The sequence below is a fragment of the Bacteroides reticulotermitis JCM 10512 genome (assembly GCF_000517545.1).
GTDB lineage: Bacteria > Bacteroidota > Bacteroidia > Bacteroidales > Bacteroidaceae > Bacteroides > Bacteroides reticulotermitis.
Genome location: NZ_BAIV01000009.1, coordinates 52,778 through 73,774 on the forward strand (window position 1 = coordinate 52,778; position 20,997 = coordinate 73,774).

Genomic DNA, 20,997 nt, shown 5'->3' on the forward strand with positions numbered 1-20,997 from the left:
GATTTTATTAGTAAGTTTTATTTCCTATTACTGCCAAGTCAACTTGGTATTTATCTTTAAAGTAATTTTCCAAAATATCTAATTTCTTCTTTATGAGCGGCCATTTATAACTACCGTCCGCATTCTTCTGAAGGTAATAGTTCCACGTAAATCGATCGGCATACTTCACACCATTAGACGGGTAATTCTCGAATACCGGAAAGTCATTCCCATGCATTACCATATTCAACAAAAAGCTCTTTATATCATTTTTAGGATCCATTGACCATGTACCTGTTGCCCACTCGCTAATTGTACCGTACGGGCTCCATTCCGAAATAGACAATTCTCCTTCGACATTAGGCAGGTAGCCATATGAACGCAAAATATCCGGTTCGATTTGAAGCTGGGAATATGAAGCAAATTTTGTATAGTCACTAACAGCGTAGAATTCCGCCGGAATATCCAGTTTATTCTGATTCAGCAAGAAAGTTACGAACGCCACATTAACAGCATCTTTACACAGCTTTTTATTCTTTGCTGTCATCTGCTTCAAGTCTCCATTCATACCCGCAATCGCTACTGCTGTTTCACGGGCAAGAGCTCGGTGGTAGGTAGTCGGCTGCCCTTCCCATTTGGGGCGTTGCGCTATGGAATCCATTAAGAAAATCTTGAATGGAAATTTCTCCTGTTTAAACTTATCGGAGTAGAAATCAAGCCAAATCTCATCCAAAAATTCAAGCATATCGCCCAAATATTGAGAATCACCATATACTGCTTCGTACTTTAATCCGGAACTGACCGTTTCCCACTGAAAGTCCTCCTGCGTGAAATTGTAAAGTAGAAAAGACGAATATTTCTCGAAGAAGTCAATAACACGATCACCCGCTTCCGACTCTCCTCGTTCCGGAAGTGTGTAAGGAGGAGCTAATGGAATATCAGTCCCCAGTTTATCATCATCGCTACATGCGGAACCGAGAGAGAGCGCAATTAAAGTTGCAACAATTAATTCTGATTGTTTCATACGTTTCTTTTTATGAGATTCTTAATTTATGTTCGTACCTTCTCTGACCGGAGTAGAAGCTGAAGCATTTTGCTTAATGGACTGGTTGACCCAAATTACCGAATTCGGAATAGGTAAAGTATACATCATATCTTTCTCCGATAGCGTATACCGCATCCGAGGCGAAGAAGCTGTAGCCTGAAAATCGTGATGTATGGCGGGCATACCGTATCTACGAAGATCGAACCAGCGATAACCTTCAAAACAGAACTCCTTACGCCGTTCAATATGTATCGCTTCCAATAAGTCTGGGAAATCGGTCTGATCAACATACCCTTTTATACGGTTTCGACGAATCGTATTAAGGTCACTGATAGCCTCCGAAGTCATTCCGAGTTGAGCATAGGCTTCGGCACGATTCAAGTAGGCCTCACTCAAGCGAACTGCCGCTCCAAGCACGGTAGTAGTATTACCTGTTTGCAGATTACTTTTACGAACCTGATAACCGGTAATTTTATTCGTTCCTGTTGCCCAATCATACGTAAACAGTGGACTCACATAAAACCCTGCTTCTCCAAAGCGTACGTCATTCGGATCAACATCGTACAAACCGAGAAAACTCTCACTGGGCACAGGGGCCACATCGTTCGTTTTACCCCAATTAGTACTTGAGTAACACCAAAAGACCTCAGGAGAATCATACGAGTTAGGTTGAGGATATATATCATTACCGGAAGCGTCTTTACTCATTGTCACAGTAGTCAGATCCCACATACCCAATCCATACTCCATCGCTTTAGTTGCCTCATCGCTTGACTTCTTCCATTCTTCCATAAATAAATATACACGAGATAACAGAATCCGAACCGCCGGCAAGTTGATTTTAAAATCTTTCTCCGTCACGTCATACTGCTCCAATAAAGAGGCTGCCTCATTCAAATCATCCAATATCTGCCGATAAACCTCTTCTACCGTATTGCGTGCGCTACCCTTTTCCTGCAAAATAGCAGTCAACTTTAAAGGTACGCCCAATGCCTGCTTGTTGTAGTCGTAAGGTTCTCCATAAAGATTCACCAAAGTAAAGTAATGCAATGCTCTGACTGCAAGTGCTTCCGCTTTTATGCGATCGCGTTCGTTCTGTGGCCCTATGGCCTTATCAATACCATCCAGCACAGCGTTACAGCCCATTACGCATCTGTACAACTGATAATATTCTGTATTAATCAATTCTACGCCGCTCCATACTCATAAAAAGTAGCCTGCCAAGTGTGACGTGGAAAATAATCATCTTCAATCAAATTAAAGGAAGCCGACTCACTCACAGTTTGTGGGAAATCCACATCATCGCTCAAGTTGTCAAGAAGTCGATTATTATAGCCGGCAACAGCAGCGGACGGATAGCCGGAGCCTAATAATAACTCAGCATAATCTTTGGTAGTGGTAACAATTACCTCGTCCTGAGATTTACCCTCTAGGAAATCGGAGCACCCTGTTAATGACAATGTGCAAACAACTCCCAAACCTATGTAATAAAATTTATTTTTCATTGTTTCTTCTCCAATTAAAAGGTAGCGTTCAATACTAAAGAAATTGTCTTACGAGCAGGCCAACCGCCTGTTTCCGGATCATACCCATCCCATTTCTTATCAAATGTGATAAGGAAAGGATTTGTCATGCTCAGCCCCAAACTCAGATGTTGAAGGTGTATCCGTTCGAGCATCTTGTTCGCAAACTGATAGTTGAGTGAGATTTGACGACAGCGAATAAAGTCAGCATCGGCAACCCGTATATCAGATAAGTTATATGCTTCATAACGGCTATAAAATTCAGGGTTATAAGGTAAGTGCAGAGAACCGTCTACCGTATTAGTCGATGTCGTTTTTTCTTTGGTAGGAAGTGATGGATAGACTGTAAACTCTTCGTCACCAGGCTTTCTCCATCGATCTATCAGCCAACGAGAGGAATTCTGATCAGGCAGAGGAAGTCCGTATTGTCCGTTACGCATATCATACAAGTCGGGTAAGCGCTTCTGCCCACCGACTGAGATAGAGAAATTAGCTTGTAGAGACAAGTATTTATAACGAAATCTAGTAAATAGCCCACCACTGAAATCAGGTTCTAATTTTCCACTTTTAACCAAAAAGTCGCGCGGATCGTCTGTTTTATCAATATCTAATTTTTGAAACAAAGGCTTGCCATCCGTACCATCTAATTTATCAAAAGCGAAAGACCAAAGAGTTGAATAAGCCTCACCATCCACAATAGCAGTTCCGTTCAGAAAATCGCTCAATGTATTGGTTCGTTCATTGTTTTTCAACTGATTGCGGGTAACACCCGTATTCAACGACAACTGCCAAGTGAAGTCTCGTGTCTGTATAGGAATTACACTAACAGCCAACTCATAACCTCTATTTTCCATTTTCGTGCCGAAAACTACGGAGGTAGCCATACCATTCTCTGCCGGAATATCACGACTACTCAGCACATCACTGTTTTTTCCGAATACATTGGCCATAAGAGAAAACCGTCCCCGGAAGAATGAAAGATCGACTCCCACATTCCAACTTTTCGTTTTTTCCCAACCTAAATCCGGATAAGGCAATGATTTGATTGCCAATGTATAGAGATTAGTCGATGAATTGAGTCCTCCATCTGTAGCGATCAAATAAGGCGAGACCGTCTCCACCGCATTCCCTTGGTAACCATAAGAAGCAGATAAATCGATGGCATCTACTAACGTCTGCTGCTGCATAAAATGCTCATTCCCCAAACGCCATTTTACACCGGCTGACCATGCCGGGCGGAACTTCTTCTTTGCATCTTGTCCAAAGCGGTTTGAAGCATCCAAACGAGCATTAAAGTTCACTACATAGCGGTTATCGAAAGCATATACCCCCGTAAAGAACTCACTCAACTGATTATTTTCCCGATTGGTAACGGTGGTCCCGACACGCATCTCTTCATAAAGTGCTTTTGCCGCAGTTTCACCCCAGACACTAGACCCACCGTATTGCATCGTGGGAATAGGCAAATCAGCAAATCGTTCGCCTCGATAACGTAAATATCCATACCGCTTGTTTCCATTACCTGTATTTTTATCCGATGTAGTTTCAACACCAAGGTTCAAGGACAGGTTGTGCTTTTTATTAAACAACTTATTATAAACCAGACTGTTTCGAAACATATAATTCCGATTGTTCATATTGTCCGCTTGTAATAACCCGCCAAAAGGCAACCGAGAGCTCTGTTCTAACTTACCATTGGGAAGAACATCCGGATCACCGTATTCGTAGCCGCGGATATTGGTTATATAATAAGATAATTCCGTTGCCCACGATTTCACTTCGGAGGAAGTAGTTGAATAAGAATATAATCCCTGATATTTCAATCCCGGAAGAATTTCCCATTCCAAGTCAACAGAGGCTCCCAGCATCTTATTCGCACTTGTGTTCCCTGTATTATCCATTTCATTGAGAATGTTATAATTCAAATAATTGGAGTTAAGGTAGACACCGGCAGCAGCTCCCCCGTACTTTTTATGATAATACAAAGTGCCGTCCTCGTTGTAAGCCGGAATTGTACGGGCGGTAGAGGAAGCATATGTAAAAGGATTAACTCCGTAGGCAAACCCATCTGCCTCACGATCACTACCTTTTAACGAAAGACTCACCTGCAATTTATTGTTTAAATGCAGAATTGTATTTGAATTAAAAGAGAAAGAAGTAACATCATTACCTTTAGCTTCTCCATTCGTTTTCGAATAATTGAATGAAACACGGTTCATTAATTTCTGCGAACCACCGCTGACACTGACACTATGCTGTTGACTAAATGAATTACGGAACAACAAATCGAACCAATCAGTATTTTGATATTCATATTTACGGAAAAGCCGAACAAATTCGTCGTAAGTAATTTCTTTACTTTGTAACTGATCCATCAAATGAGAATATCCTATCGGCAACACATTCGAACTATAAGATAGCTTCTCATCAACAATTTCTCTCGAGAGCTGCATCTTCTCTTGGGAGTTCATCAGGTTGTACATCCCATAATCAGGTTTTTGCCCTACTGTATAGGTTCCACTATACGAGACACTAAGGCGTTCGTTCTTAGCTTTTTTCGTTGTAATAACGATTACACCATTAGCTGCTTTCGATCCATAAATTGCTGTAGCAGATGCGTCTTTCAGAACCGTAAGTGTCTCAATGTCATTTGGGTTTAACCACGAAATACAGTTTCCAGCTATCAGTCGCAGGTTATCCGCATCAGCCGATAAGGTTGCGTCTCCCTCGTTCATCGGAAATGGATCACGTTGTATCACCCCATCCACTACCCATAGCGGTTCTTTATTACCAAGTAGAGTTGAAGTACCACGCACGCGCACTTTGGCGGCTGCCCCTACCTGCCCTGTACTCATCTGCACACTCATGCCCGGCACAGCTCCTTGCAACATCTGGTCAATGGATAATTCTCCGTTAATCAATGTTTCATCTATCTTGACCTGGCTTACAGCTCCTACGTATCGACTCTTATCTATAGACTGATAACCTGTAATAACCACTTCCTGTAAATTAGCATTATCTACCGCCATCTTAATCAATAAAGGTTTCATTCCGACTGCAATTTTTGCCGTCTGATTCACCATGCCCACAAAATTGAAGCTTAACAGTTCGCCGGCATTTAAGTGGAGTTGGAAATTCCCATCGACATCTGCAATCGTACCAATACTACTTTGAGGAGCATATACCGTAGCGCCCGCCAAGGCCTGCCCTGCCTCATCCACAACTTTACCTTTTACATGTACCAACTCTGATGACGTTCTTGTAGTTGCTCCCTTCGGCATAAGCAATATCATGTTTTTCTTAATTGTGTACTTCAATCCCGTCTGGTAACACAAATCATTCAATACCGTTTCCAACTTCACATCCTGATGCGATAAATTCACGCGCAACTCCCGATCAATTACGGATTCTTCATACACAAACAATACTCCGGTCATCACTCTGATTTGCGCCAATGCCGTTCTCACATAAACTCCTTTCATGTCAACCGTCACTCTTGTGCCCGTGACATCTTGAGCTAAGGCCGAAAGAGATACGCACATCACAATAAAGGCCATCAAAGTCCTCTTTACTACTTTTTTCATAAAAACTTTTGATTTAATACAATAATTACTTTTATACTTGGGGTATACCTCGTTTTTTTCTATTTTCTTTCTACCCAAATAACGTTTCTTTCACGCATAAACTTCACACTGGAAACTTCGGATATTATGTTCACTGCAAATGCCAATTCTTCACTTCTCACAATACCACCCGTAAAACGGATATCTTCTAAGCCTGCCGATCGGAAGCGAATATCCACATCGTACCAACGCGATAATTGTGCAGCAATATCACGCAACGGCATATTCTGGAAGATGTATGTACCAGTCATCCAGGAAGTAGCCAACGAAGTGTCGACTTTCCGAATTTCTATTCTTCCGTCACTCTCCCACGAAGCCTGTCGACCTGGTGAAAGCAATGCATTAGATGTTTTTGTGGAAACAGCTACTGAACCAGTAACCAAAGTTGCACAGGCAGGAGCATCCGGATAGGCCGATACATTGAATGAAGTACCCAGTACCTCTACTGCTCCTGAAGAAGTGTGTACCATAAACGGATGTTGCTTATCATGGGCTACTTCAAAATAAGCTTCTCCTTCCAGAGTCACTTCACGAGTATGCCCTACAAATGTAACCGGATAGTGCAAGCTACTTTCAGCGTTCATCCAAATGCGGGTACCGTCAGAGAGTATGAGTTGGTATTCCCCACCTCTAGGAATGGTTAGTTTGTTATACTGAACTTCTTTAGTATGCTTCTCTTCATAGATCAATTGTCCACCACTAACATTCCTGACAGATTGAGCTATTGCTCCATGCTGAGTGGTCAGATTAACCACTTGCCCATTATCTAAAGTAAGAAAGGCGATGTTGCCCCCTGTTTCCGGGAAAGTTTTCTGAAGAGCAACAATCGGATCATTATCAAATGGAGATTGAGAGAAGAAAGATAAATAGGTCACGCCTAACAATAAAGCAACGCAAGCGGCACTACCGACTGTCCACAAAGCCGCATGTCGAAAACGGCGGAAAGTCCGTTTCTGCATGATTCTTTTCCAGGCATGTTCTTTATCATATTGCGCAATGAATTCCAATGAGCGTTCGGTGCGGTAAAAGCTCACAAATACTCTTTTTTTGTTCTCAGTTTGTTTCTCTTCCATGTGTACAGAATATATGTTTCTGTATACTAAGATGGATTCAAAGAGACAATGGGTGACAAAAAGAAAAGTTTTTTTTCGAATAAGTGGATTATTGCTATTTATTATCGCATAAAGAATAGCAATTTGCGTTTAGCAGAATCATGGCATACAGCCGAGCAGAAGGCGTAGGTTACCCTGTTTTCTCAAATGTTTCAATGCACGTGATAAATGGGTTTTTAGGGTATTTACAGAAATCCCCAAGAGCTCAGCAGCTTCTTTATATTTACGGTTCTCTAAAATAACCGACTTAACCACCAGATATTCTTGAGGAGGGAGTTTTTCTAAAGCTGTTTTCAAACGTTCTTTCAATTCATGTAATTCAGCCTCACTATATTCCTCCTCGGGTATATTCAGTTCAACGCCGGTCAATTGTTCGGTAGAAAGCATACGCTCGCGTCTCAAAAATTGCAAAGCCTCATTACGCACAGCCGTATAGAGATAACTCCGCAAACTTATTGAAATGTTCTCAAATATCCGTTTTTCCCAAAAACGCAGCAACACATCTTGGACCAAATCCTCGGACAATTCAAAAGAGTCAGTAAGTTGCACAGAGTAAATGCATAAAGACATATAATAGCGATCGAACAAACGCCGAAAAGCCATCTCTTCGTCAATACCGAATAGTTCCAATATCTGTTCTTCCTCTGATCTGTTATCCCTCATACTCAAATTACTTAGAATACGTTAGGACGCAAAATAAGGGTTAACATCTTCTTTATTAGACAAGTTTATCCTCGAATTAGGAAAAAATAGATAAACGAGCCTTATAATTAACATACGTTCACGAACAAAACGGCCCGCGCGAAAGAAATAGAGCGTATTCTAAATATGCTTGTCGGTCTGCTAGGTGTAACTAGGACTCCAAACGGAAATCCTATATCAATGTTATTAGCATTGCCCCTTCTTCTCTCTCCCTTAGAAGTTGTTTGTTCTTTATCCATAGGCTTATAATCTCGTTGTTCACAGCCTGATTTGAGAGAAACAGACTCCCCCCTATGTGGAAAAAAAGTTTTATCTCTCATGGTCTCATCATTTTAGAGTTAATTATCTAATAATAAGCAAACTACCGAATGAGAGATACTTTTCAAAGAGCCTATCTCTCATCATTTTACCGCTATTTACCGTCAAAATAAGCCGATCTCTCATTCATTTTCAGGCATCTCTCATCAATTTAAGCCCATATTTACTGCAATTAAACCGATATAGAACCCCAAAACGTAGCTAATTATAGGTTAGTTGATAGAAAGACAGGAAAACGCATGCGAACTTTTCATTCTCTTAAGTCTGGATACGCCCGTTTTATTATGAACATATGCACAGAAGTATCTGCAACAGTCATACTATTATTAATAAAAGCATACCAACTTAGACCAAAAGAAGTGCTTATTTTCAGCGACTTACCCGGGTGAGCAGATCGTTGCACCTAGGTGAGTAGATCGAAGCACCATAGTGAATTAAATCGTCTCACTAGGGTGAGACGCCTAATTTGTCTCGTCATATATTATTATATGCCCATCTTTTATCAAAACAGAGTCGATCTCAACAAGAATAAGTAGGCAATAATAGAAATTACATACTGTAGGCACTTCTCCCTTATAGCATGATGGTTAACAAAATTAGGCTTTCAACAACCCTTAATCATCCACCTGACACGAATTACAGGATAACAGATTGATTATAAGATGTTAATGTAGCAACAACAGTGTAGCAGCATTCATACCATTTCCGAAGATACAGTATTTCGAATTATTATTTACATCATTAGTTGCATTGGGAAATGTTCATCTCATTGCGTAGATGGGTGCTGTCCATTACCGGATGCTAAGTGAGGGTTAAGTTCAATTGGCAGGCCACTAATCGGCGTCAAGGAAGAAAAACGGGCGAGAAGATATTACTTGAATGATTTTGACTGTATTTCACCTCTATTTTTATAAGTTAATTATAAATAAAGTCGAAACTTTTGGGCGCTGATTATCGTTGTATTTACAAAACAGAAGCTTGTTATTTACTTGACAACCTTGTAGATAGAACAAGTTCCCGCGTTAATTTATTTATAAAAACTAACTCTTTGATGCCCTATGAAATACGATATAGCGATAATTGGTGGTGGCCCTGCAGGATACAACGCCGCAGAAAGAGCAGCAGCCAACGGACTAAAGACTATTCTTTTTGAAATGAAAGAATTAGGAGGCGTATGCCTCAATGAGGGTTGTATTCCAACCAAGACCCTCCTGTACTCAGCAAAAATACTCAACAATATCAACCATGCTTCCCATTATGGATTAAGGGTGAATTCAAGCCTCAACCTGATATAAAGCAAATCATTGAACGGAAAAACAAGACTGTTCAAACGCTGACTTCAGGTGTGGCGATGAAGCTTAAATCAATGGGTATCACAGTTGTAAAAGGTAGAGCGATTGTTTCAGGAGAAAAGGGTGATAATCTGGTTGTCTCATGTGAGGGAGAAGAGTATCATGTTAACTATCTCCTATTGTGCATGGGATCCGAAACGATTATTCCAAACATAAAAGGATTGTCCGAGGTGAATTACTGGACATCTAAAGAAGCCCTCGATATAACACAATTGCCCCAAAGTATCACCATTATAGGAGGTGGCGTTATCGGTATTGAATTTGCTTCATTTTTCAATAGCATGGGCGTGAAAGTCGTTGTTATAGAGATGTTGCCCGAGATACTAGGGGTAATGGATAAGGAAACGTCCGCCATGCTCCGCAAAGAATATACCAAACGAGGCGTAGACTTTAGGCTCAATACCAAAGTCGTAGAAGTAACATCTCAGGAGGTTATTGTGGAGTACAAAGGAAAAACAGAGAAGATACCGACCGAACAGATTCTGGTAAGTATTGGACGAAAAGCTGTAACCCAACAAATGGGACTGGAAAGTCTAAACTTAAAACTCAACAGAGGAGCCGTAGAGGTAAACGAGCAGATGCAAACAAGCCATCCGCAGGTTTACGCCTGTGGCGATATTACCGGATATTCATTACTTGCGCATACGGCCATTCGCGAAGGAGAGGTTGCCATCAATCACATTCTAGGCCGAAAAGATAAGATGAATTACAACTCCGTACCCAGCGTTGTTTATACCAACCCGGAACTGGCAGGAGTAGGTAAAACAGAAAATGAACTGTTGGCTGATAAGACCTATTTCCAGGTATTGAAGCTGCCGATGGCATATTCGGGCCGATTTGTAGCCGAGAACGATGGAGGAGGTGGCATTCTCAAACTTTTGATAGATGAAGAAAGACGAATTATAGGCTGTCACGCATTGGGCAATCCAGCGTCAGAGCTAATCGTTATAGCCAGCATGGCTATCGAAAAGGGACTTACTGTTGAGGAGTTTCAGAAACAAATATTTCCGCATCCAACAGTGGGCGAAATGTTTCACGAAGTATTGTTCTCGTAATGTTATTCATAAACAATACCATCACCTCTCCCTATTTCAACTTGTCGGCCGAAGAGTATATGTTGAAGAATATGGATGAAAGCATTGTTATGATGTGGCAGAATGAACCATCCATCATCATTGGCAAGAATCAACATTTGGCAAGTGAAGTAAATGAAGAGTTCGTTAGAGAAAAGGCACTAAAAGTAGTACGTCGTTTTTCGGGTGGTGGAGCTGTTTATCACGATTTGGGAAATTTGAATATAACCTTTATTGAAAGCTCTAAAGATATTGATTTTATGAAGTATACCAAACAGATGCAAGATCTACTGAGCATGATCGGAATACATGCGATTGCCGATCAAAGGCGAGCCTTAACTATCGATGGCCTAAAGATATCGGGTAGTGCTCAATGTATTCACCGAGATAGAGCGATGTATCATGCAACATTACTTTTTGAATCGAACTTAGAGAACTTGATCGTAGCATTGAATAGCAGTGAAAAACCGTTGAACGATAAAAAGCATGTGCAGTCTGTCAGAAGTACTGTCACAAATATTAAAGATCACATGGCGGTTCCTCTCTCTATCAGTGAATTCAAAACATCCGTAAAAGAATTTTTCTTAACCAATAACAATGAGAGTTCTACCTATACTTTCACCAACAGTGATCGAAAAGCGATTGAAAAATTAGCTGATGAGAAGTATTCGACAACAGATTGGAATTTTCACAAAAACAATAAATAATATGTCTAGATTTGAAATAAAGATGCCTAAACTGGCAGAAAGTATTACCGAGGGTAAGATACTTCGTGGTCTGTAAAAGTAGGTGATGTGATTAACGAAGATGATGTTTTATTTGAAGTAGAAACGGCTAAAGTTAGTTCCGAGATACCTTCACCGGTAGCCGGTAAAGTTGTCGAAATATTATTCAAGGAAGGCGATGTCGTTCCCGTAGGGGTAGTAGTTGCCATCATTGATCTGGCGGGAGAATCCTCTGGCGAGGCAACAGTTGATGCCCCGGAAGAGAAAGGAACGACTCCATCTGTTGAGGTTGCCAAACAAAAGGATGAAAGTGTGACCACACCTCCGAAAGAACAACCTCAAAAGCTAGATAAAGGAGATGACGAGAAATGGTTCTCCCCGATGGTATTACAATTGGCCAAAGAAGCGAATATGTCGGCCGATGAATTGAACGCCATCGAGGGAACAGGATATAAAGGACGATTGACCAAAACGGATATCTCGAACTATATCAGCAGAAAAGGAAAAGAGTTTGCACCTCAACCGGCAACAGCCACGCCTATAGCTAAAAATGTAGAACAAAAGATCGAGAAAGTAGACGCTACACCTCTTCCCCGGTCAGCAGAAGATACAATTGTGCCTATGGACTCTATCCGCAGCATTACTGCAGAGCGAATGATTGAGTCTGTGCAAACATCAGCACATGTGACCACTATCGTCGAGATAGATGTTACTAAACTGGTGAAGTGGAGAACAAAGAACAAAGACAGTTTCGTGGCTCACGAAGGCATCGCTCTTACTTTCATGCCAGCTATTGCAGAGGCTACAGCCAAGGCTCTTGTCGAATTTCCGGAGATCAATGCTTCGTAGATGGCAAACAAATCATTCGCAAAAAAGATATTAATATAGGTATAGCAGTAGCCCTGGAAGGGTGGAATCTGATTGTACCGGTTATCAAAAATGCGGATAGGTTAAATATAAGCGGACTTGCACAAGCAATAGACAGCTTGGCCAATAAAGCACGCACCAAGAAACTGAAACTTGACGAGATGCAAGGTGGTACATTTACAATAACCAATTTTGGCTCGTTCAAAAATATAATAGGTACACCTATCATCAATCAACCCGAAGTCGCTATTCTCGGAGTAGGATATATTGAGAAAAAGCCCGCAGTAATCAGTACGCCGGAAGGTGATGTTATTGCCATACGACACAAAATGTATTTATCACTGTCCTACGATCATCGGGTTATCGATGGTGCGCTTGGAGGTGCATTCGTTCGTCGGATAGGTGATCTTCTCGAAAATTGGCAAGGTTAACGTTACAGATTCAGGGAGAATTTCCATTCACTTAATAATAGTACAGTCATGAAAAAATATAGTATAAAAACGACCGAGAAGGAAGTCCTTCGCAAATGGTTTCACCTCATGTCACTAGGAAGCGCCATAGATAAGAAAGCACCGGACTATTTGTTGCAATCGCTAGGTTGGTCTTATCATGCTCCTTATGCCGGACACGATGGAATACAATTGGCCATTGGGCAGGTGTTTCAACGAAATGTAGATTTTCTTTTTCCCTATTATCGCGATATGTTGACTGCTATATCAGCAGGTCTGACAGCAGAAGAAATTCTATTGAATGGGATATCGAAAGCTACCGATGTGGCTAGTGGCGGGCGTCATATGTCCAACCATTTTGCCAAACCGGAATGGAACATTCAGAATGTTTCATCTGCCACCGGCAATCATTCATCTCAGGCGGTAGGCGTAGCACGGGCTATCAAATATTACGGAAAAAAGGCGGTAGCCATATCCAGTACAGGAGAAGCTGCTACGTCGGAAGGTTATGTATACGAGGCCATCAACGGAGCTACTACAGAGCAATTGCCGGTCATATTCGTGATTCAGGACAATGGCTATGGGATCTCTGTTCCCAAACAAGTACAAACAGCCAATCGGAAAGTTGCTGAAAACTTCGTAGGCATCAAAAACATAAAAATCATCTATTGCAATGGACGAGATGTTTTTGATTCGATGAATGCCATGACCGAAGCTCGTGAATATGCCATTGAAACAGGCTGTCCGGTTATTGTGCAAGCAAATTGTGTGCGTATCGGTTCTCATTCCAATTCCGACAAACACACATTGTATAGGGATGAAAATGAATTGAAGTACACAAAGGCAGCTGATCCGATGGTCAAATTCCGTCGTATGTTGTTGCGTTACGGACGATTTACCGAAGAAGAGCTAAAGGCTATAGAAGCAGAAGCTAAAAAAGAATTGAATGAGGCACATCGGAAAGTAATTGTCGCGCCCGATCCGGATCCGAAGACGATTTACGACTTTGTTATTCCTGAGCCCTATCATCCTCAAGTATATAAAGATGGTGTACACCATGAGGAAGGAGAAAAGAAGACGCTGGTTACAGCCCTCAACGAAACATTATTAGCTGAGTTCAGACACAATCCGGATACGTTCCTATGGGGACAAGATGTTGCCAACAAGGATAAGGGAGGTGTTTTCAATGTGACCAAGGGTATGCAACCCGAATTTGGAGCCAAACGTATATTTAACGCGCCGATTGCTGAAGATTATATTGTTGCAACGGCCAATGGAATGAGCCGTTTCGACCCCAAAATACGTATCGTAATAGAAGGTGCGCAATTTGCGGATTATTTTTGGCCGGCAATAGAACACTATATAGAGTGTACGCATGACTATTGGCGTTCGAATGGAAAGTTCACTCCTAACGTTACCATCCGTCTTGCTTCCGGAGGATATATCGGAGGTGGTATCTATCACTCTCAAAACTTGGAAGGTGCTCTGTCTACGTTACCCGGTGCACGCATTGTATATCCTTCATTTGCGGATGATGCTGCGGGACTCTTGCGTACAAGCATACGATCGGCAGGACCTACGCTGTTTATGGAACCTAAAGGATTGTATAATGCGGTCTCGGCGGCAACCGTTGTGCCACCGGACTTTGAGGTTCCCTTCGGAAAGGCGCGAATTCGTAGAGCGGGCAAAGACCTAACGATTGTTACTTATGGGAATACCACTCATTTGAGTCTCGAAGCTGCTGAAATGTTGGCTAACAAAGACGGTTGGGATGTAGAAGTGATAGATATCCGTTCGATAATACCACTCGATAAGGAAACGATATTCGAATCGGTGAAGAAGACCAGCAAAGTATTAGTGGTACACGAAGATAAAGTGATGTCTGGGTTTGGAGCAGAGTTGGCAGCTATAATAGGGACGGAATGTTTCCGCTACTTAGATGCTCCGATTCAACGTGTTGGTGCTGCGTTTACCCCCGTTGGATTCAATCCGATACTCGAACGAGCCATATTGCCTAATAAGAATACAATTTACGAGGCTGCTAAAACATTACTTGAATATTGAACACTTAAATGAAAAGATGAGATGAAAAATATAGGATTATTTTATGGTTCAGAAACAGTAAAGACTGGTAAACTGGCGAAGAAAATTCAAGCAGCTTTTGGCGAGTCGGAAGTTGAGTTAGTGGCAGTAGAAACAGCGTGGATAGATGATTTTAAATCTTATCAGTACATTATTCTAGGCTCATCTACTTGGTTCGATGGCGAATTGCCCGACTATTGGGCAGAACTAGTTCCGGCCCTTGAGGATATAGATATGACCGGTAAGAAAGTCGCGATCTTTGGACTGGGCGATCAGGTAAGATACCCCGAGAACTTTGCTGATGGGGTTGGTATTTTAGCTCAACTATTTGAGTCCAATGGTGCCCAGATATGTGGACTTACATCTCCCGAAGGTTATAAATACACAAGATCAAAAGCCTATCGGGATGGTGCGTTTTTAGGACTCATTATTGACATTGAGAATCAATCGAGCAAAACAAAAGAGAGAATAGAAGAGTGGGTAGAACAATTAAAAAAAGAGTTTAAGTAACTGATAACTAAACGCCTATTTATTATCAGGAACGCTGTTAGACAACGTCCACAATATTGTATAAATGAAAACTGCAGGTTGAAAAACTTGCAGTTTTTTATTTCGGAATAGTTTAAAGAAAGAAGATTATCATAGACATTCTGAGCATTTTTACGCAAGAAGTACCTGAGTCACTTTAAGACGCAGCGACTAAAAAAACAGGATCAGAAAGTGATCGATACAAAATAAAAACGATACTTTTGCAGAAATTTCAGGCTTGTTGCTGAAAGTGTTGGACTCCTAATTACTACAACCGTTGTGCGCCTGTTTGCCACACGGGACATTGTTATTTCATGTAGGTTTAGTATTCCGGAAATTAATGCTTCTATCAGTAAAGAAGATCAGCCCGTCGGGTTTAGTAATAAAAAACAGAATAAATTATGCGTATAATAGCTGTATTCATTAGTCTTCTATTCTTCACAAATCTACTATTTAGCCAAAATAAAAACGAGAGAACCTCATTAAACGGTGAGATACAACTTGACGAAGTGACAGTCACATCTTCCCGGGTTGCCATACCCATAGCTCAAACGCCCAAATTGATAACCATACTTTCAAGAGAAGATATAAAAAAAGCACAAGTCACAAGTGTAATGGACTTGCTATCTTATGCCGCCAACATTGATGTTTTACAGAGAAGCCCCCGCGGCGCACAAGCTGATATTTCATTGAGAGGCGGATCATTTGACCAAACAGCTGTATTGCTTAACGGCATCAATGTTTCCAATGCACAGACCGGTCATTATAGTTTTGATTTCCCTATAAATATCTCGGACATCGAACGCATCGAAATCATACATGGCCCTTCCGCTCTGATTTACGGATCGAGTGCATTCTCCGGCGGAGTCAACATCATTACCAAGAAAAACGCGGAGGAGAAAGCTTTCGTTCAGGTCGCTTCGGGAATGCATAACCTAAAATATATCGAGGCGCGAGGAAGTGCGGTAACGGGTATAGTGAGCAATAGCTTATCTGTAAGCAGTAGTTCCTCAGATGGGTATATGAATAACACGGATTACAATATCTACAACGTGTTACTACAAAGTCGGATTAACTTGAAAGGAAACAACAAACTAGACGTACAGTTTGGCTATAATGATAAAAAGTATGGAGCCAATTCGTTTTATACGGCTGCATACCCCAATCAATATGAACAGACAAGCACCTATCTAGGCACGATTAAAGGAGAGTTTGGCTCAACACTTAAATTCATTCCCATGGTTTATTGGTCTCGACACTCAGACCAATTTGACCTTACCAAGGATTCTCCAGCAGGGCGAAATTATCACAGAGGAGATACGTATGGCACAAATCTCATCTTGCAATACAAATCCAAACTCGGCACAACCAATTTAGGCGGAGAAGTCAGAAAGGAAGATATGTTAAGCAGTAAACTAGGCAAAGAGATGTCTAAACCTCATGGAAAGTATAAAGCATATATCGATAGAACCAATGTCAGTGCAACCCTTGAACATACCCTGACTGTTGATAAATTCGTCCTTTCAGGAGGAGCTTTGATCAATTACAACACTTTCATTAGTGGAGAATATAAGGTTTATCCCTCATTCAGTGCCTCTTTCCGGCCCTGGGATTCATTTACAATCGCATCCTCATGGAGTAAATCGACAAGGATGCCCACATTTACCGAACTGTTTTATAATACGGAAACACATATTGCGAATGAGAACTTATTACCTGAGAAGTCTGAATCGACTGATTTAACCTTCAGATACCGACATTCTTTTGTTGAATTTAGTGCGACGGGATTTCTTCTATGGGGTAAAAACATGATCGACTGGGTTAAAGAAGATAAGGATTCAAAATCGGTGTCTACCAATATAACCCGCGTCAACACGCAAGGAGTGGAAAGTAATTTGAAACTGCACTTATCCTCCATCTTGCCTATCCTGGGAGACAATTCGACTCTTACATTTGGCTATATGCACATGTGGCAAGATTATAAAACGAATGAATATATATCCGAGTCTAAAAACAAATTGAACTATCTACGAGATAAGTTTACGACTCAATTCAATCATAAGGTTATCAATCGGTTAACAGCAAACTGGTTCTTCAGGTATCAGAAAAGGATGGGCAAATATTCGAAGTATGTAGATAGCAAGAATACAGGTGAGCTGGTTACTTACCCTTCATTTAGCACACTCGATTTGAAGCTGGATTATAAAGTTGAAAATTTTACAGTCAATTTGAGTCTGAACAACTTATATAATAAGAAGTATGTCGACATTGGAAATATCGAACAGCCGGGCTTTTGGCTATCAGGTGGCTTGAGTTATGTATTTAAATAAAAGATCCGGCAAGTATATTCTATTTAATATTCACCACCACTTTACCTTTTGCACGTCCTTTTTCCAAATAGGCCAAAGCTTCATTAGTCTGTTCAAAAGTGAAAACTCGATCAAGAACAGTTTTAATAACGCCAGACTCTACTAATTTAGTTATTTCTTCAAGTTGACGACCGCTTGCTCTCATAAATAGAAACTCATAAACAATGCCCCTTTTCTTGGCCTTCCTACGAATACCGAAACTGATTAATGACAAAACGAAACGCATAATCCGAGAGGAATCGATACTTTTCGCTAATTCAGGTGTCGGTGGCCCTGATATGGAAATCACCTTGCCACCTGCTTTTACTATATTGAGCGATTTCTCAAGAGTTCGGGTATCCTGACTATTGATGACTAAATCATAATCCTTGAGGACAGATTCGAAGTCCTGCGTTTTATAGTCAATCAATATGTCGGCTCCCAGCTGTTTAAGTAATTCAAAACTTCCGGAACCGGCTGTAGTAGCAACGGTAGCTCCCAAATATTTAGCTAACTGAATCGCAATAATCCCCACCCCACCGGATCCGGCCTGAATAAACACCTTTTGCCCTTGCTTTAGTTTCCCGAACTCAACCAATGCCTGCCAAGCGGTAAGAGCGACAAGCGGGAGCGAACCCGCTTCGTCCATCGTGAGGTTTTTCGGTTTACGTGCAAGGTCTTTTTCGTTTACAGCCAGATATTCTGCAAATGTCCCGATATGATAATCAGCTGGACGAGCATAAACTTCATCCCCTACTTTAAAACGGCTCGCCTGCGAACCTACTTTTACTACTACACCAGCCAGATCGTGCCCCAATATCAGCGGCAGTTTATAGGATAAAATCAGTTTGAATGCTCCGGACTTGATCTTGGAATCTAACTGATTCAAACCAGCTGCGTGTATCTCAACCAATACTTCATCCTCCCCGAGCGATGGTTCAGGGATATCGGTTAGATGCAGTTGTTCATCTTTACCGTACTTATTTATAACAAATGCTTTCATTCATCTTGACTTTTTATTCATACTATAATTTATTTAAAGCAGAAACATTGCTCCGTGCTTAAGTCCACGTTGTCCAACCACTTTTCTTCCATGAATTTCGGTTAATCCAACAGGTAATTCTTCCAAGTTGATTTTCCATTCTTATATGATCTTCTGTATTTATCCTAATTCGGAAAACGGTTCACAATAGCCCCTCTCCGAATCAGAACAAGATTCAAGCGTCTTTTATTTGATAGAATGATAATCTTTTGAAGAATTTATCAGCTTATAAGCCACCTCCGGAGCCATACGATTCAGTAAATAAATCACATTTGCATCTCCTACACGAATGGTGTATTGATCTTTTTTCAGTCCGGCTATCAATCCCTTGACTAAGTGTTCAGGCTTATTTTCTTATCATTTCGATCGGTAACCATATCTGTATCGACCAGTGGAGGCAAGAGTTCAAAGACTTTCACATCACTGCCTATAATCTGCAAATGTTTCCGAAGCGATTTCGTATAAAATGCCAAGGCCGTCTTAGATGCCGAATAGGTCGCTTCCAAAATGGAAGGAACAATGCTCAGAATTGAAGAAGTATTTATAATGGCAGCCTGCTTTCTGGACTTTAACATATCCATAAAAAGATTATTCAACCGTATTACTACACCCAGATAGTTAACCTCCATCTCGTACAAAGCTCCCTCTACATGCCTATCGTTGGCAACACCGAGATTTAGAGGAGGCACGCCAACTCCTGCATTATTATACAGGATGTCAATACCTCCCAATCGTTTTACCTGCTCGTAGAGTGCTTCTGCATCTTCCGCTTTTGCAACATCGCTTTTTACAGCAATCAATGCCGGATAGGCCTTTTTTGCAGCATCCAGTTTCTCCTGATTCCTACCGGTAATGATAACCTTGAGACCGAGATGTAGAAACTGTCTCGCTGCTTCCAGTCCGATACCGGAACCACCTCCGGTTATCAGTATTGTTTTTCCTTTTAAGTCCATAATTCAATTCGTGATCCGAGTCGTAATATTCACAGAACTACTTTCCGATAAAAGAACATTTAGGCATTCAGTTTTGACATAGCCTCTTGAATCGCAGCTGCGTACTTTTTTGTTTCACCCACAGGTACATCAAACTGGTCTTTTTCCAGAGCAATAAATAACTCATCTGCCACTTCTGATGGTGGAATACCATTTCCACCGCCTATTTCCGCAGAAAACTCGGTGTTTACCAATGGAGGATATACTTCGTAAATCTGTATATTCTTTTGTTCCTCGTAAGTCATTCGTAAAGCAACGGTATAGCTATGCAAAGCAGCTTTTGTCGCTCCATAAGTCGGTAGTAGTTTAATACTTCCATATACTGCCATAGACGAGACATTGATCACGGCCGCTGCATCTTTTTGTAGTAAGTGAGGCAATAACAATTCCGTGAAATGGATAACCGCAATGTAGTTGGTATTCATTTCAATAAGAGCTTTCTCATGGGCATTTTTGGTTTCACTTAGTAAATAAGAGAAAGCCGCCCCTGCATTATTTATAATGACATTTACATCGGAATGGTTTGTTTTGAGTTCTTCCGCAATACGCAGCCGGTCTGCTTCAACGGACAGATCACCCTGAATGCCAACAGCATCTTTTAATTCAGCCAACGCTTTCTGAAGACGTTCTTCATTGCGTCCATTGATAATTATTTTGTTACCTGCCGCTTGAAGTTTCTTAGCAATCGCTAAACCAATTCCGGCACTTCCTCCGCTTATAAATACGGTATTTCCTGTTGTCTTCATCTGTTTCTAATTTATTTAAAGGATTATAAATTCTTATGTATATTGATTATCTTTTACTTCGATCTATTAGATCGTCGCCCTTTCCTGCGTGAATCCGGCAAGTAGGTTTACTTTATTGGGCATCGGTTTATCTGTTTTTATGAACAGCATCAGTTGTTAGTTTCCATCCTTCAACTTGCTCCTTCGAATAGATAGCGGGTACATTTATAACGCCCACAGCTTCCGGACTTATAAAAGTTCCTCCGGCAATAATAAGTCCGGCTGTAGCACGTTGACTATAATAAAGCGCTGTAAGCTCAGTAGCTGTATGTGCAGGGTTATCAGCACGGCTGCGAGTCATGGGAGCCATTACTATGCGATTACTTACTTGTAATCCATTTAGGTTATATGGCTCGAAAAATAATGCATTTTCTTTTGTTCCCATAAAATTAATCTCTAAATTTGCTTGCGAATTGCAAGTGCAAATATAGATAATAGCTTGCAAAAAGCAA

At 41.1% G+C, this 20,997-nt stretch carries 14 protein-coding genes and 2 pseudogenes; 6 read left to right on the forward strand and 10 right to left on the reverse strand.

The window, feature by feature from the left end:
* Positions 1-7: 7 nt before the first annotated feature.
* The 6 genes from JCM10512_RS07180 to JCM10512_RS07205 form a co-directional block, all read right to left on the reverse strand.
* Positions 8-1,003 carry a hypothetical protein gene (locus tag JCM10512_RS07180; protein ID WP_044161755.1) on the reverse strand — a complete coding sequence of 332 codons (996 nt, stop codon included), beginning with the start codon at positions 1,001-1,003 and terminating at the stop codon, positions 8-10.
* 21 nt (positions 1,004-1,024) lie between these two features.
* Complete coding sequence (locus JCM10512_RS07185) at positions 1,025-2,209, reverse strand: RagB/SusD family nutrient uptake outer membrane protein (protein ID WP_148298306.1); 1,185 nt, start codon at positions 2,207-2,209, stop codon at positions 1,025-1,027.
* 2 nt (positions 2,210-2,211) lie between these two features.
* Positions 2,212-2,529 (reverse strand): hypothetical protein, encoded by a 318-nt coding sequence (locus JCM10512_RS07190; RefSeq protein ID WP_044161759.1) that lies wholly within the window; start codon positions 2,527-2,529, stop codon positions 2,212-2,214.
* 14 nt (positions 2,530-2,543) lie between these two features.
* Positions 2,544-6,131 carry a SusC/RagA family TonB-linked outer membrane protein gene (locus JCM10512_RS07195; protein WP_148298307.1) on the reverse strand — a complete coding sequence of 1,196 codons (3,588 nt, stop codon included), beginning with the start codon at positions 6,129-6,131 and terminating at the stop codon, positions 2,544-2,546.
* A 59-nt stretch (positions 6,132-6,190) separates the two neighbouring features.
* Positions 6,191-7,204: a FecR family protein gene (locus JCM10512_RS07200; RefSeq protein ID WP_158332192.1), complete on the reverse strand. Its 1,014-nt coding sequence runs from the start codon at positions 7,202-7,204 to the stop codon at positions 6,191-6,193.
* Positions 7,205-7,381: 177 nt separating this feature from the next.
* Positions 7,382-7,945, reverse strand: a complete 564-nt coding sequence (locus JCM10512_RS07205) for an RNA polymerase sigma-70 factor (RefSeq protein WP_044161765.1) — start codon at positions 7,943-7,945, stop codon at positions 7,382-7,384.
* A 1,415-nt stretch (positions 7,946-9,360) separates the two neighbouring features.
* On the opposite strand from JCM10512_RS07205, the pseudogene lpdA reads away from it, so the two are divergent.
* The 6 genes and pseudogenes from lpdA to JCM10512_RS07235 all read left to right on the forward strand — a co-directional run bounded on the left by lpdA (position 9,361) and on the right by JCM10512_RS07235 (position 17,708).
* A pseudogene (gene lpdA, locus JCM10512_RS07210) lies at positions 9,361-10,709 on the forward strand (dihydrolipoyl dehydrogenase).
* Entirely contained in the window at positions 10,709-11,434 is a 726-nt protein-coding gene (locus tag JCM10512_RS07215; RefSeq protein ID WP_044161768.1) for a lipoate--protein ligase family protein, read from the forward strand. The pseudogene lpdA and the gene JCM10512_RS07215 overlap by 1 nt, the downstream one beginning before the upstream one ends.
* A 1-nt stretch (position 11,435) precedes the next feature.
* Positions 11,436-12,750: pseudogene (locus tag JCM10512_RS07220) on the forward strand (dihydrolipoamide acetyltransferase family protein).
* A gap of 48 nt (positions 12,751-12,798) precedes the next feature.
* A complete protein-coding gene (locus JCM10512_RS07225; RefSeq protein WP_044161769.1) occupies positions 12,799-14,832 on the forward strand; it encodes an alpha-ketoacid dehydrogenase subunit alpha/beta in 2,034 nt (677 codons plus the stop codon).
* 21 nt (positions 14,833-14,853) lie between these two features.
* Positions 14,854-15,360 (forward strand): flavodoxin, encoded by a 507-nt coding sequence (locus tag JCM10512_RS07230; protein WP_044161771.1) that lies wholly within the window; start codon positions 14,854-14,856, stop codon positions 15,358-15,360.
* 419 nt (positions 15,361-15,779) lie between these two features.
* Positions 15,780-17,708 (forward strand): TonB-dependent receptor plug domain-containing protein, encoded by a 1,929-nt coding sequence (locus JCM10512_RS07235; RefSeq protein ID WP_081741245.1) that lies wholly within the window; start codon positions 15,780-15,782, stop codon positions 17,706-17,708.
* A 19-nt stretch (positions 17,709-17,727) separates the two neighbouring features.
* Here the strand turns inward: JCM10512_RS07235 and JCM10512_RS07240 are convergent, their stop codons facing one another.
* The 4 genes from JCM10512_RS07240 to JCM10512_RS07255 all read right to left on the reverse strand — a co-directional run bounded on the left by JCM10512_RS07240 (position 17,728) and on the right by JCM10512_RS07255 (position 20,930).
* Positions 17,728-18,729 carry an NADP-dependent oxidoreductase gene (locus tag JCM10512_RS07240; RefSeq protein WP_044161773.1) on the reverse strand — a complete coding sequence of 334 codons (1,002 nt, stop codon included), beginning with the start codon at positions 18,727-18,729 and terminating at the stop codon, positions 17,728-17,730.
* A 371-nt stretch (positions 18,730-19,100) separates the two neighbouring features.
* Positions 19,101-19,721: an SDR family oxidoreductase gene (locus tag JCM10512_RS07245; RefSeq protein ID WP_200869094.1), complete on the reverse strand. Its 621-nt coding sequence runs from the start codon at positions 19,719-19,721 to the stop codon at positions 19,101-19,103.
* Positions 19,722-19,780: 59 nt separating this feature from the next.
* The gene (locus JCM10512_RS07250) at positions 19,781-20,506 is read right to left on the reverse strand and encodes an SDR family oxidoreductase (RefSeq protein WP_044161775.1); all 726 of its coding nucleotides are present in this window, start codon (positions 20,504-20,506) and stop codon (positions 19,781-19,783) included.
* 127 nt (positions 20,507-20,633) lie between these two features.
* Positions 20,634-20,930, reverse strand: coding sequence for an oxidoreductase (locus JCM10512_RS07255; protein WP_081741250.1), 297 nt, complete (start codon positions 20,928-20,930; stop codon positions 20,634-20,636).
* Positions 20,931-20,997 lie beyond the last annotated feature (67 nt).